General features: G+C 43.7%; 9 protein-coding genes. 4 read left to right on the forward strand and 5 right to left on the reverse strand.

Annotated features, from left to right (window positions below):
• The first annotated feature begins 18 nt into the window (after positions 1–18).
• Positions 19–639, forward strand: coding sequence for a DNA-J related domain-containing protein (locus tag BCU75_RS05780; RefSeq protein ID WP_102473211.1), 621 nt, complete (start codon positions 19–21; stop codon positions 637–639).
• Between the two features lie 263 nt (positions 640–902).
• On the opposite strand, the gene mrdA is transcribed toward BCU75_RS05780, so the two are convergent.
• From mrdA to BCU75_RS05805, 5 genes are all read right to left on the reverse strand, one after another.
• Positions 903–2,801, reverse strand: a complete 1,899-nt coding sequence (gene mrdA, locus BCU75_RS05785; RefSeq protein WP_102473212.1) for a penicillin-binding protein 2 — start codon at positions 2,799–2,801, stop codon at positions 903–905.
• Between the two features lie 409 nt (positions 2,802–3,210).
• Entirely contained in the window at positions 3,211–4,866 is a 1,656-nt protein-coding gene (locus tag BCU75_RS05790) for an ABC-ATPase domain-containing protein (RefSeq protein WP_102473213.1), read from the reverse strand.
• Between the two features lie 119 nt (positions 4,867–4,985).
• Positions 4,986–6,893 carry a sensor domain-containing phosphodiesterase gene (locus BCU75_RS05795; RefSeq protein WP_102473214.1) on the reverse strand — a complete coding sequence of 636 codons (1,908 nt, stop codon included), beginning with the start codon at positions 6,891–6,893 and terminating at the stop codon, positions 4,986–4,988.
• 179 nt (positions 6,894–7,072) lie between these two features.
• Positions 7,073–8,272 (reverse strand): enoyl-ACP reductase FabV, encoded by a 1,200-nt coding sequence (gene fabV, locus BCU75_RS05800; protein ID WP_102473215.1) that lies wholly within the window; start codon positions 8,270–8,272, stop codon positions 7,073–7,075.
• Between the two features lie 81 nt (positions 8,273–8,353).
• Positions 8,354–8,971 (reverse strand): arylesterase, encoded by a 618-nt coding sequence (locus BCU75_RS05805; protein WP_102473216.1) that lies wholly within the window; start codon positions 8,969–8,971, stop codon positions 8,354–8,356.
• On the opposite strand from BCU75_RS05805, the gene BCU75_RS05810 reads away from it, so the two are divergent.
• The 3 genes from BCU75_RS05810 (at position 8,970) to BCU75_RS05820 (ending at position 14,071) form a co-directional block, all read left to right on the forward strand.
• Positions 8,970–9,644: an ABC transporter ATP-binding protein gene (locus BCU75_RS05810; RefSeq protein ID WP_076678645.1), complete on the forward strand. Its 675-nt coding sequence runs from the start codon at positions 8,970–8,972 to the stop codon at positions 9,642–9,644. The genes BCU75_RS05805 and BCU75_RS05810 overlap by 2 nt on opposite strands.
• A 1-nt stretch (position 9,645) precedes the next feature.
• The gene (locus tag BCU75_RS05815) at positions 9,646–12,084 is read left to right on the forward strand and encodes an ABC transporter permease (RefSeq protein ID WP_102473217.1); all 2,439 of its coding nucleotides are present in this window, start codon (positions 9,646–9,648) and stop codon (positions 12,082–12,084) included.
• Between the two features lie 532 nt (positions 12,085–12,616).
• Positions 12,617–14,071, forward strand: coding sequence for an FAD-dependent oxidoreductase (locus BCU75_RS05820; protein ID WP_102473218.1), 1,455 nt, complete (start codon positions 12,617–12,619; stop codon positions 14,069–14,071).
• Positions 14,072–14,147: the final 76 nt, after the last annotated feature.

Genomic DNA, 14,147 nt, shown 5'->3' on the forward strand with positions numbered 1-14,147 from the left:
AAGCTAACTGAGTCCACTATGTCGAATCATCAAGAGGTGAGAGCAAACTTTCATTGCCATATGGAGAATCCATTGCTTTGGCCGATTATGGAAGTGCTCAAGCAAAAGCCAAGCGGGTGGAAAGTGCATACATTGGCGGCTCACCTGAATGACCTTGGGTTTGTGCCGGTGCTAGACCCAGCACCTGAGAAAGAGTTGTTTAAAAAGAACTTCCTCATCATGAATGCGCTTTATCAGCTTCAAGAAACCTTACACCCTGATGGTTGGCTACAAGTCCAAGCGATGGACATTGAATTGATGAATGGTCGTTATCACGGAAGCAGTCACAGCATCGATCATCAAGACCCACTTCGAGAATACTACATTAATTGGATTAACTATGAAGCGGACGAGGGCGAAGTCAAAAGGCTGCTGAACGAGTTCTGGACTCGGTACAGAAAGTTTGTCGGTGGTGATGAACTCGATATGGATAGAAACCGAGCGTTAAACTTGTTTGAGTTACCATTGGACGCGACTCACCATGAGATTAGAAAGCGCTGGCGACAATTGGCTTTGCGCTGGCATCCAGATCGGGACGAGGGCAATACGGCGAAATTCCAGACGCTCTGTGAAGCATGGCATGTATTACGAAACTCGTAATCGAACGTAGCTCTTATTGCGCGGTTTATTGCCCCTTTAGATAGAGTAAAATTTAGGCCCTAATATATAAAATTGAAAAGCCCCACATTGTGAGTGATACAAGTGGGGCTTTGTCGTCATTACGCTATGTCCTGTAACTATATTATGTTTTGTAAACACGTTATGTGTTGCTTTTACATTATGCGCTGTTTCTACACTATGTGTTGCAACTAGATTAAGCGTCGTTACTGTTTCATTTATCGTTGCTATTTCATTTATTGTTGCTATGAGTGGTCTTTGCTTTCACCACTTTTATGCTCAAATGCATAATCGAGTACTTTGCGGATATATGGCGCGCCGACTTTTGAACCGCCGTTACCGTGTTCAATGACTACCGTTGCGACATATTCAGGGTGCTCATAAGGTGCGAAAGCCGTGTAAAGCGCATGATCGAGTAAATGCTTAGCCAACTTTTTTGAGTTGTAGACCTGATCTTTCGCAAGATCAAATACTTGTGCCGTACCTGATTTTCCGCCGCTAGTGTAGTTGGTTCCCTTAAATGCGCGCCTGCCACTACCTCGACTGCCGTGGTTTACGAGTCTCATTGCATTGATGGGTACATCCCATATTTTGTCAGGGACTTCAGTGATAGACGGCATAGGTTCAGGTGTAACGAGTTGTTGTGTGTCAAAGTTCTCACCATGATCCAAGATTGCTCTCAGTATATGAGGTGGCATCACCTTTCCATGATTAACCAGCACTGAAGTCGCTTTCGCAAGTTGCATTGGCGTAGATGTCCAATAACCCTGGCCGATACCGATAGGAACTGTGTCACCTTGATACCAGGGGGTACGATAACGCATCATTTTCCATTCTCGAGTTGGCATGTTGGCGGTGCTCTCTTCATAGATATCGATGCCTGTAGGTTCACCAAAACCAAATCGATTCATCCAACTTGAAATACGGTCAATACCCAAATCAAAAGCGGTTTGATAGAAGAACGAGTCTACTGATTCTTCAATGGCTTGCGTTACATCGACAGAGCCATGACCCCAGCGTTTCCAGTCACGCCATGATTTAGAGTTGCGCTTAGAACCCGGAATTCTCCAAACACCATGGTCATTACGAATGGTATCCTCAGAGATGACATGCTCTTGCAGTCCCGCTACAGCCATAAATGGTTTCACGGTTGATGCAGGAGGGTAAACGCCGAGAGTAGTGCGGTTTACCAATGGGTGAGCAGGATCATTCAATAAACGTTGATAGTTCTTGCTAGAAATACCGTCGACAAAGAGGTTCGGGTCATAACTGGGGCTTGATGCCATTGCAAGCACACTGTTATCTTTCGGGTCTAGAACGACCGCGCTGCCTGTTCGGTGATCAAGCTGGTCGAATACGTATTTCTGTAGTTCGAGATCAATATTTAATACGATGTCTTTTCCTGCTACCGGAGCTACATACTCAATGGTGCGGACGACTCGCCCACGGCTGTTTACTTCGACTTCTTGATAGCCTTTGGTGCCATGTAAAATGTCTTCGTAATAGCGTTCGACACCGAGCTTACCGATAATGGTTGTTGCTTGATAATTCGCTTCGATGCCTTTTTCTTCTAGCTTCTTAAGATCGCTATCATTGATATGTGCCACATACCCTAAGACATGGGTAAGTACCTCTCCATTTGGATAAAATCGTTTCAAGCTGGTATCAATCGTTAAGCCGGGGAACTGGTACTGGTGCACTGAGAACTTAGCAATTTCTTCTTCGCTTAGGTTCTCTAATATCGTGACAGATTTGAAGCGTTGAGTGTTGTGATAACGCTTTTTGAAACGAGCAATTTGCTCAGCATCTCGCGGAATATATTTGTCTAGCTTGGTTAGCATTGCATCGACATCATCAGTTTGCTCTGGAATCATCGTCAGATTAAAGACAAGTTCATTCTCGGCGAGCAAAACACCATTGCGATCGTAAATAAGCCCGCGAGTAGGGGCTATAGGTAATACTTTTATTCTGTTGCCATCGGCACGAGTTTGATAGCTTTTAAAATTTTCGACTTGAAGTCGGTAAAGATTACCGACCAAGACAAGAGTGAATAACAGGATCCCACAAAACGCAACGGTTACACGGTTCTTGAACAGATTTACTTCTTTTTTATGGTCACGCATCTTAACGCGTTTATGATTCATTGAAGCCTCAAGGTGTTGTTACATTTGGTTACACTTGTCGAATCGGAACTTTATATGAATATCGCCATAGTTTTGTAAAAGCTGTGTCATGATTTTTAGGATAAGCACAATATCGGTGTGTTTTATCGTCAAACAAGAAAAGTGAGGCAGGAGTTGGTCTCAAGGCTTTATACCAATCGTAGTAAATAACTGGTCACCCTAGCTTGTTAAAAATCTCAATAACTTCGTTAGAATTTTTGATTGTAGAATAACTACTTATCGAAAAATTCTGCCTTGTTCTCAAGCTTTTTTCCTACGCTAGTTTTGATCACTTACTTACTGTGATTGGTATCAGATATAGAGCTCGCGAATAAAAAAACGGCCCTCACAATGAGAGCCGTTAATACAATTTATGATATTTGAATCTAACTTAGTTCGAAGGTTTGAACTGAGATTTACGCATTCTGTTTAGCGCAGCCATTACATCCAGTACTCTTGGTTTCGCTAAGTCGCCGTAGTTTGGCATATTCACGTGCCACTCATCGCTTAAGATAGCGCTAAACTCTTTAGCAGGATTGTTTGACCAACCTGGAGTTTGTGCAAACTGGAACCATGCCCAACCAATCGCATTAACTTCTGATGTTGACTCTAACTGCTCTAATGCAGAAAGATCCGCGAATTCCTTACCAAAACGCAGTGACTCTTTGCCTTTCGCGTTAACACGGAATTTACCGTCAGTCAGAATATTCATCAGTGCAGCGCGGTTTAACGAGCGAGGAACAAAAGTTTCTAATGCTGTCTCACATTCGTTAGTGCGTTGGGTAGGGTGTTGAGCTATCACTTCTTGTGCTTTTTCAGTGACGTCTACCGCTTGGTAGTCGTGCATTTGAATCACAGTGTCAGCCACATCTAAGTAATCGCCAGAACCACCCATTACCACGATAGTTGAGATGTCCATCTCTTCACGAAGTTGTCCAATACGATCAACGAGTGGAGTGATCGGCTCAGCCCCTTTTGATACTAACGCTTGCATACGTTCGTCACGAATCATGAAGTTAGTTGCTGACGTGTCTTCATCAATAAGTAGCGTTTGAACCCCCGCTTCAATTGATTCTTGTAACCAAGCCGCTTGCGATGTAGAACCAGACGCATCTTGTGTACTGAAGTTAGAGGTGTCTTTCTGCATCGGCAAATGGTTGATGTAATTTGATAGGTTCAAGTTGTGAACACAGCGGCCATCTTCAGCGCGGATCTTCATCGTATCCGTCGCCGTCACGATACCTTCACGACCGTCACCAGGAATATGGTTGTAGATAGAACGTTCAACGGCGTTCAACAGCGTAGATTTACCATGGAAACCACCACCAACGATTAGCGTGATACCTTTTGGAATTCCTAGGCCAGTCACATCACCTTTGTTCGGTGTGTTTAACGTAACACTCAACGACTCTGGAGCAGCAAAAGGCACCGCGCCTTTCATTGGCAGGTCGCAGTTACCAGCAATTCGAGGTAATACACTGCCATTTGCAACGAATGCCGCTAGGTTGTTTTCTTCTAATTGAGCACGTAATGCGTCTTGGTCTTCAACGGCTTCACAATGCTTAATCATCGCTTCAATGTTGAGTTCGCGTTCAAGCGTTGCGCGACGAATAAACTTAGGCAGATAGAATGTGATGATGTTGATTGCTTTCTTTGCAAGAATACTACGCCCATCAGCAGGTAGGTTGATACGAAAACGAATTTCGATACCGTGCTCGGTGAAAACCACAGATGTGTTATCCAAAACAGTTTGACCTGTTAATGCGATAGACACAGTCGTTTCTTGCTTAGCAAATTCAGAGAAGCTACGTGCAATGAAATCACGTGCAGCTACTTGGTATTCGTAAGACTTTTCTTTAAGCCAATCTAACCCAGTTAACGACCAAGCGCGTGTTGCGCGAAAACGTGAAGAAGATGCATACGGGTCACCTTGAACGTGGTCGATGTGTAATTCGAAATCAGCAAAGTCGTATTGACCTTTAATTTGTTGATATGCGCGGAAGTTTTGTTTTTCGAGCTTTTTAAGCTTTGCAGTCAACTGATCCATAACGAGGAATGCCTATATAAAGGGAAGATTAAAACAGAAAGGCGGCGATTATAAAAATCACCACCTTTAGAGTAAAGAGAAAGTAGGCCTAAATCCAAAACAAACTGCTCTTTTTCGCTTTAAGCGTAACGGGTTGTCCCCAAATAGTTTTGATTGATTAAACTGTGTTCGAATTCTTGGCTCGGCATTGGCCGCCCATAAAGGTAACCTTGGCCCACATCGCAACCCTCGTTGATAATAAATTGTTCTTGAACTTCGGATTCTATGCCTTCAATCGTGACTTTTAGGTCGAGCTTTTTCGCGATTTGGACTATAGAACGAACAATTTCCGAATCTTCATGTGAGTTCAGCATCTGATCGATGAAGCTTTTATCAATTTTAATCGTATCGAACGGAAACTTCTTAAGATAACTGAAAGAGGCGTAGCCCGTACCAAAGTCATCCAGTGACAATGTAACGCCAATGTCATGCAATGATTCTAAGGTATTCTTAGCGACAACTTCATCGGCAATCAGGCCACCTTCTGTCACTTCAAGTTCCAAGAAGTGGGGCTCTAGGTGGTAAGTTTCGAGTAGGTGAACCACTTGTTCCGCAAAGTGTACATTCTTGAGTTGAATTGCAGACACATTAACGGCCATTTTAAAGTCTTGAACGTGTTCCGACCATTCTTTGGCTTTTTCGATCGCATGACGTAGAACAAAGCTACCGACTTCAAAAATCAAACCGTTTTGCTCAGCCATGTGTATCAAGGTTTCATTGGAGATGTCTCCCAAAACCGGGTGACGCCAACGTAATAGAGCTTCTGCACCAACCCAACGATGAGTTAATGGACAGACTTTGGGTTGAAAATAGAGCATGAGGTCATCATTACGAACGGCCTGTAGTAGGTAACTCTCAATCTTATTGATGTGGCTTTGTTCTTCTGTGTGAGTTTGCGAATAGTAAGCAAATTTTTGTCCTGAATCTTTACAGGCAAGCATCGCTTCTGAAGATTTTTGCAACACACTCTCCGCATCGTCTTCACTATTCGTCACCGCAATTCCGATAAATGCATGCAAATGAACTTTGTCATTTTCAATAGTAAATTCGGAGTGACCCACTTTAACCAAAGTTTGGCAGAGTTCTTCGAGGCGATGGCGTAAATCCTTAACGCTGAACGCAAGCACGAGATCGATAGAAGTAGGACGCGCTGTTAATACCTCCAGATCGGAAATACTGTCGATCCGTTGTCGGTATTCGACGAGCACTTGATCTAACGCGTTATAACCATAGCGTGCTTGTATGCGTCTTCCGTTAGTAAATCCAATATGGACAACCGCGAATGAACTATCAGTCAACTTTGTTTTAGACGATAGTTTGTGATTTAAGCGGGATTCAAAAGCACTGCGGTTTAAAAAACCGGTCCCTAGATCATGATTCTTTTGGAAGTTAATCTTTTGTTCAGCCGCTCTTCGCTTATCAATCTCTTGGTTTAAAGAATAATTGAGGCTCGCGAGATCTTTAGTGCGAGTGTAAACACGGTTTTTTAAGTCGCGATTCATTTGAGTCAGCTTAGCGTGTTGGAACAAGGTTTTAAGCTGGGACTCTATCGAGGTACGAAAGCTCTCTAATAGCTTGATATAGGTAGGCGTATAGTGATTCTCTTTCGAATCCAAGATACATATGGTGCCGAAGAGCTCACCGTTCGGCCATAGTAATGGGATGCCACAGTAAGAAATTAAACCGAGTTCCACGTCTGGGTTATTTTCCCATTTCGGACCGGCTAATGCATTGGGGACAACGAGTTGTTGTTTAGACTCCATAACACTTTCGCAGTAAAGCCCATTTCCTAAGGTTTCCGTATCACCTTTGTTATAGGGGTTGTTGTCACTGTTACTGGTTGAGAATACTTCGATATAATTGGAGTGAACACGCATGATAAGTGCAGCTGGCACTTGAGTGATTTGAGCTAACAGGTCAACGATATTTTGCCAACTGGACCCCATATCGTCAGGGATATCTAAGTCTATCGTTTTTATCTTCTTCATATGACTCCGAGTCAATTATGCTAAATGCATCAACACATCCTGTGTTAATTAATATGAACCAAATAAACTGTGAATCTTACTTTCTACTAAGTATAAGAAATGTTGCAAAAAAAAACCTCTGCAATTTTGCTGAGGTTTTCAAATGTGAATCTGGGTCTCAGTAATGAGATAAGTTTTAATTAAGGCTTTAAATTTATAAAATTCTCAGTGTTAAGTTTCGCTTTATAGTCTACTGACGGTTGAGCAAATCCGTTCAGCTGTAAAAACTCTTCTTTGAATCCTTGATAATCGCCGATTATTTGGAAGTTGTTTTCATCCATAGCTTCAAGTAGTTCAGTTACATGAGCTTGGGTTTCTGGGTCGAGTTCCCATTCATCCATCCGAATCAGGCGTTCGCCATCAAGAGGGACTTTTGATTGACCATACAGTTTACTGCTGAACAAACGCTGCATTTGTTGGATACAACCTTCATGAGTCTCTTTCTCCTTCATCACTTTATATAAAGCAATTAGGTAAGGGCTTAACCCCGGAATGAAGACACTAGCTTTGGTGACGAGTGCCTTGCACACAGTCGCGTAGGCATTACCGCCGAAGTTTGCTAGTTCAAGGTTCAGTGCATGGCTTGTTTGGTGAAGGTCTATTTTAGCGCGGCCAAGCGTGCCGTCTAAGTAAATAGGGTGCGTGACTTCTGGACCAACATAGGAAAATGCAATGGTTTTACAACCTGGGGCAATGGATTCAGCGTTGATGAGCTCATCTATCCAATGTTCCCAATCTTCGCCACCCATTACTTTAAGTGTGCTTTCGGCTTCTTCTTCTGTCGCTGCGGCAAGTGTGTTTGTCACCCAATTGTCGTGTTCAAGAGAAATGGTCGCGCCAGTAACACTTTCACCAATAGGCTTAATGGCAGAACGCCAAAGCTCATCAGAATTAGGTTTAGGACGAACGCCTGCCGCTAAGCTATAGATAATCAGATCCACTTCACCTTCGAAGTAGGTTTCAATGGCTTCGACAACTTGTGAACGAGTTTCTTGTGAAAAAGCATCACCAACGATGTTGATAGCAGTGCGTTGCTCTCGCTCGGCTTCTTTCTTGAAGTAGATATTGTTGTACCAACCAGCGCTGCCTAGGGATTTTTCGTTAGGACCGCGCTCGAATGAGACGCCGATGGTGTCAGCTTTTGCACCGCCAAAGGTAACGGCAATACGAGCGGCAAGGCCGAAGCCTGAGGAAGCCCCGATAATCAGAACTCGTTTAGGGCCATCTTTGATTTGCGGCGCACTCTTAACAAACTTGATTTGTTGCTTTACGGCTTCTTGACAGCCTAGAGGGTGAGCGCTTTTGGCTACCACACCCTTGATAATAGGTTCGATCAGCATAAATAACCTTACAGTTAACGGTGATATGCACTCAGGCTAACGTAAAGCTGTGTAAAATTTATTGAGCTAGACCATTAAAACTTAAAGATACTGATATAATTCTTCAGCAACGAATTCAGCGATCCAAGGTTGAGCTTCTGGTTTTGGATGCAATCCGTCGTTCATCATCCACTCAGGTTTTAGGATGATATGCTCTAGGAAAAACGGCAAAAGCGGCACACTTTGTTGATCAGCAAGCGCTGCAAAAACGTATTCAAACTGTTGGTTATAGCGCTTTCCGTAATTAGGTGGGATTTTAATCTGCATCATAATTGGCTTGGCGCCAGAAGCTTTTATCTGCTCAATGATTTGATCAAGGTTTGCAGACATCAGTTTAGGTGGAAAACCACGAAGGCCATCATTCGCACCGAGTTCGATAAGAACAGTGTCTGGAGCATGTTCTTCAAGCAGTTGTGGTAAACGAGCTAATCCGTTGCCGGTTGTGTCACCCGAAATACTTCCGTTAACCACGGTGACCATTTTGTCATGCTTAGCTAACGCGTTTGGCAACAGGCTTGGCCAACTCTGTTTGATGTCCATGTTGTAACCAGCACTCAAGCTATCACCCAGTACCAATAACTTAGAACCTAACTCGGTATCTTGAGCTAAAGAAGCGGTTGAAAATAGAATAAAGAATAAAAAGGAAATTAGTCGAATCATGCATACATCCATCATTAAAGCAGAAGCTGTTTCGAAGACAGTGTCTACTAATCAAGAACATTTAACAATCCTAGAGCATGTTGATATCGATATTCGTGAGGGAGAAACGGTTGCGATTGTCGGTACTTCAGGTGCTGGTAAATCCACGTTAATGACACTGCTTGCAGGGCTCGATGTGCCAACTTCTGGGGAAATCAGTTTGTTAGGCCAGCCTCTATCACACCTGGATGACGAAGCGAGAGCCAAAATCCGCAGTGAATCCGTTGGGTTTGTTTTCCAAAGCTTCTTATTGATCCCAAGCCTTTCTGCGTTGCAAAATGTCACGCTTCCTTGTTTGTTGAAAGGTGAAGACGAAGACATACAACGAGCGACCGCTCTGCTTGAATCAGTAGGTTTGAAAGACAGGCTTGATCATTTGCCGTCTCAGCTATCGGGCGGAGAGCAACAAAGGGTTGCTTTAGCACGCGCATTTATGATCAAGCCAAAAATCCTTTTCGCGGATGAACCCACAGGCAACCTAGACCAACAAACGGCAGCAAAAATCGTCGAGCTGTTGTTTGAACTCAATTCATCGCACGGCACAACGCTTGTTCTCGTGACGCATGATCCTAAACTCGCACAGCGTTGCCAACGAACCTTGAAAATGCACGTCGGTCACATAGAGGAAGTGTAAATTGAATTCATCACACGGACTGAACAAACGACTGTTTTCATGGAGCATCGAAGAAATTCGACATGGTCAACTATGGCCTGTATCCATCGCTTTAACACTCATCATTGCTTGTGTGTTCGCACTTTCAGCTTTGGCTGAGCGTATGGAACAAGTGATTGTAAAGCAGGGCAAAGATGCGTTAACCGCTGACAGTGTCTTTATCTCAGCAAACCCAATCCCGCAACCCTTGTTGGACCTGATTCAGGTTGAACAGTTAGAAAGCTCTCAGTTGACTCGCTTCTCCACCATGGCATTCAGCGATAACTCGATGCAGTTGGTTACCGTTAAAGCCGTAGAGAGCAATTACCCTTTACGTGGTGAAATGATACTGGAAGGCGCAGATAATGCGGTAAGCAATCATGTTGAACCGGGTGAATTGTGGCTCGACGAGCGTATATTTGCGCAGTTAGAGGTTGAGGTGGGTGACAGTGTCACCATAGGCGATGCCGATTTAACAATCACAGGGCGTATCTCCCAAGAACCAGGTTTGAGTTTTAACCCGTTCCAGCAAATGCCTGCTGTTCTGATCCACAATTCCGATGTTGAAGCGACAGGCGCGATTCAACCAGGTAGCCGTGTCAGTTTTAGGCTGTTTTTAAATGGTGATGATGCTCTGCTGAAAACGGCACAAGACAGCATAGAATTAACACCAAGCGATCGCTGGCGTACTCAAGACTCTGCGAGTCGTACTAACGACATGTTCGAAAGTACGACCCAATATCTTTCGTTAACTGTGGCTATCGTTGTGATCATGGCTGCGACCACTTTAGTGCTGACTTGCCAACACTATGTGGCGAGTCGTCGAAAAACCATCGCGATGCTGAAGAGTTTGGGGGCGAGTAAGCAGTGGATCATTAAATGGCTATCTGCACAGGTGTTTCTGTTAGTCGTTATTGGTGCTGTACTGGGTATCGGTATTGGTATCGGCTTAGAGTTTCTATTGCGAATTCCACTTGGTGACTTATTGCCAACACCACTTCCTAGTTATGGCGCTGAGCCTGCAATATTGGCTATCGTATCGAGTATCTTGATTGGCGTACCCGCATTAGGTATCCCACTAATAGGTTTGGTCAACACATCGGCGATTAGCGTTATTCAATCAAACCACCAGTTGCGTGAAAGCTATAAAAAGTACTTGTTGTTGCTTGTGCCTATTATTCCAATGATGCTGATGTATGGCGACAATCTGTTGGTATGGATAGTTCTAGCGGGTATCGCTTGCCTGTTCTTAGTGCTCGCGTTCGTGAGTACGCTTGTTCTGCGTCTGGTTAGCAAGCTGCCGACGTCGACATCTATGCGTTTGGCATTAAGCCGAATTAATCGCACACCATTAGCTACTGGGATCCAATTTGGCTCGTTGGCGCTTTCACTGATGTTGCTGTCTATCATCTGGTTGGTAAGAAGTGATTTGCTGTCAGATTGGCAACAAACTTTACCCGAGAATGCACCCAATGCGTTTGCGCTTAACATTGCGAGCTATGAGAAAGACAGTTACCTCGAGACGATTGATGCTAACGAAGTAGAGCGCACTCAAGCTTTTCCAATTATCCGTGGAAGACTTACGACCATTAACGGTGTTGAAGCGGCAAAATACAGCGATACCTCAGAAGAAACAGACGCATTAAGCCGCGAAATCAATTTCACTTGGGGCGATAGCCTACCAGAGTACAATGACGTACTCGAGGGAGCTTGGACACAAGAGCAGGGCGTGTCTGTTGAGTCAGGTGTCGCGGAGCAACTGGGTTTGAAAATTGGCGATGAGCTATCGTTTACAATCAACAGTCAAAATGTTTCTGCTAAGGTCAATAGCATCCGAAAAGTAGAGTGGAGAGAAATGAAGCCGAACTTCTACTTCATCTTTACGCCAGACGTATTGAGCTCTATTCCTTCGACTTGGCTAGTGAGCTTCAGACTAGAAGAACAACATAATCAGATGCTCAACGAACTGTCTCGAAATCACCCAACCGTGAGTTTGATGGATATTCGTAAGATGGGGAGCAAGATCCAAGAATTGCTCAAACAAATTGTTTGGTCGATAACGGTACTTGCAGCTTTGGGTGTGGTGGCGGGGCTGTTGCTTATCTTTACTCTGTTGCGACTTAGCTTATCTCAAAGACAGCAAGAGATTCGTTTGTACCGCACGTTAGGTGCGAGCAAGAAGCGAATTCTCAATACAATATGGTGTGAATACGGATTAATGGCGTTAGTAGCTGGCTCGATTGCTGCGCTGGGTTCTGAGCTCAGTGTTGCAGGGGTAATGAACTTTGGCTTCGAGTTAGAACCTTCACTCCACCCAATGCTCTGGGTAGCGCTACCCGTACTTACGTTCATAACATTGGCGGCGGTAGTGAATAGCTTAATCAAACGTTTGTTGGCACCAGTGAACAAGGATTTTGGTTGATCGTTAATGCGATATTCCCAAATGCTTAAAGCGGTCTTAAAGTGAAATTAATTATACGTAGTCATGCACTATTTATAAGACATCGCTTTAGACCGTTTTTTATTTGACCAATGCGTAGCACAAGTAACGAATATCGCACCTTAATTTTCCAATTTTTTAGTGTATTTTAAAACTAACTGCACAATAATGCCGATTTAATGAACAACGGTTAGTCCCTGTAAATAAAGGGTTTGCGCAACTTAGCAAGAACGTTATCAACAGTTATCCACAAAAACGGTGGATAACTTTAGGGATAAGTTAACACCATTGTTTTATGAGTACTGAGGCAGCCTTTATGTGGCGTCACTTAAGACAAATTTGGCTGTTAGAATAACCTTTAAAACTCTATCTGGAGTTATTGAGTCAAGAGATTATTTATGTTTTTTACATAGATATTAATAACCGCCAAGCTAAGACCTTGAAAAAAATGTGTTTTAATTCGTCGCAGAACAAAAGTAGAATAGCGTTAGTTAATCATATTCTACAGAACACGATGAACCACAACAAAACGGATACAAATCAACCTTCTATTGCCATTGTTGGTGGTGGCATTGCCGGAGCGACAAGCGCAATTCACTTTAGTGAGTTGGGTTTTAAGGTCACTATCTTGGAAAAAGGGCTTAGTTTGGTCAATGGTCCCCCCATTTGCCACCTGCACGCTGGCGGCAATTTGTATCGAGATATTTCTGTAGAGCAGTGTCTTCAGTTGCTCACGCAGTCAATTGATACCGTCCGCTTGTTCCCCCATACGATCAATATTCGTCCGACAATTATCGCTGTTCCACATAGTGATGGTGGAGAGCCGTTGGATTTACTTCCTCGTCTAAAGATAATCAAAAACGCTTATGCTGAGCTTGTTCGTCAAGATAAAAGCAACCAAGTGCTTGGTGAGCCGGAAGAGTATTACAAGCTGTATAGTAAAGAAGAGCTATTGACACTTGCTACCCAAACACAGCCTTTGAAACCAACATCGCTTGATGATTGGTGTATTCCTTTTGCCAAACACACGGATCTAGAGACCCTTAAGTATCCTGTTGCTATGGTTCAAGAGTATGGATGGAGTGTATTCCGCTTATCTGCAACCGCTCAGCTGTCTTTAGGACAACAGTCTAATTGTACCGTGTTAACCAATAGCCGTTTACAATCTGTTGAATCGCTAGGGAAAGGTTGGTCTTTGACTTACACAGATCGCAAAAATCAGCGCTGTAACCTGAAGGCAGACTACTTGATTAATGCAAGTGGCTTTGAAACGGGCATCGTGGATGACTTTGTCGGTTCTAAGCAACAAAGGTTGGTTGAGTTCAAAGCCGCATACGTTACAGAGTGGCCGTATTCGCAAGAATGTAAGGAAGAGTGGCCAGAGGTTATCTTCCATGGCCCGAGAGGCACACCGCAAGGCATGGCTCAGTTAACACCGTACGCTGATGGTGTGTTCCAACTTCACGGTATGACAGAAGGGATTACTTTGTTTGAGGGTGGGCTTGTTTCATCATCAACAGATTCATCACAACCACAGTTGCCTTCTAAGCTTCTTAAGAAAATCGTATCAGGTTGGAGTGAAAAGCAGCTTGAATTAAGAACTCGTGCGGCAATAACGCATATGTCTCAGTTCATTCCAAGTTTTCGCTCTGCACAGGTAGGTGGCAAGCCTTTGTTCGGTGCTCAGCAGATTCCGGGAACCGATCCTAGCTTAAGAGCTTCAGACGTTTCATTCTGTGGTGATCGCTATGCTCGACTTGAAGTAGTCAAAGCTTCCTCAACCCTAGAGGCTGCACAAAAGATCGCTGAGCATTGGTTTGATGTCGCAGAGGCGGTATCTATTGAAGATACACACTCAGTGACAATGTCACTTAATTTGGGTGATATTGAAAACCGAGCGATAGATTTGACACAAGAACGTGGATACCCAGAAGCACTAGCTAAAATATCAGGGCAAGATCACGTCTAAAAGCTGGTTCAGCCTAAAACCAAGACGCACAAAAATTAAATCCAGCTTACTAGCAATCAGTAAGTAATAAATAGTA

Source organism: Vibrio splendidus, from assembly GCF_002873455.1.
GTDB lineage: Bacteria > Pseudomonadota > Gammaproteobacteria > Enterobacterales > Vibrionaceae > Vibrio > Vibrio splendidus_J.

Bases quoted from the DNA above. Each gene is read 5' to 3' on its own strand.
- BCU75_RS05790 (WP_102473213.1), bottom strand. From the start codon at position 4,866: ATGGATCAGTTGACTGCAAAGCTTAAAAAGCTCGAAAAACAAAACTTC.
- mrdA (WP_102473212.1), bottom strand. From the start codon at position 2,801: ATGAATCATAAACGCGTTAAGATGCGTGACCATAAAAAAGAAGTAAAT.
- BCU75_RS05795 (WP_102473214.1), bottom strand. From the start codon at position 6,893: ATGAAGAAGATAAAAACGATAGACTTAGATATCCCTGACGATATGGGG.
- BCU75_RS05780 (WP_102473211.1), top strand. From the start codon at position 19: ATGTCGAATCATCAAGAGGTGAGAGCAAACTTTCATTGCCATATGGAG.
- BCU75_RS05820 (WP_102473218.1), top strand. From the start codon at position 12,617: ATGAACCACAACAAAACGGATACAAATCAACCTTCTATTGCCATTGTT.
- fabV (WP_102473215.1), bottom strand. From the start codon at position 8,272: ATGCTGATCGAACCTATTATCAAGGGTGTGGTAGCCAAAAGCGCTCAC.
- BCU75_RS05810 (WP_076678645.1), top strand. From the start codon at position 8,970: ATGCATACATCCATCATTAAAGCAGAAGCTGTTTCGAAGACAGTGTCT.
- BCU75_RS05805 (WP_102473216.1), bottom strand. From the start codon at position 8,971: ATGATTCGACTAATTTCCTTTTTATTCTTTATTCTATTTTCAACCGCT.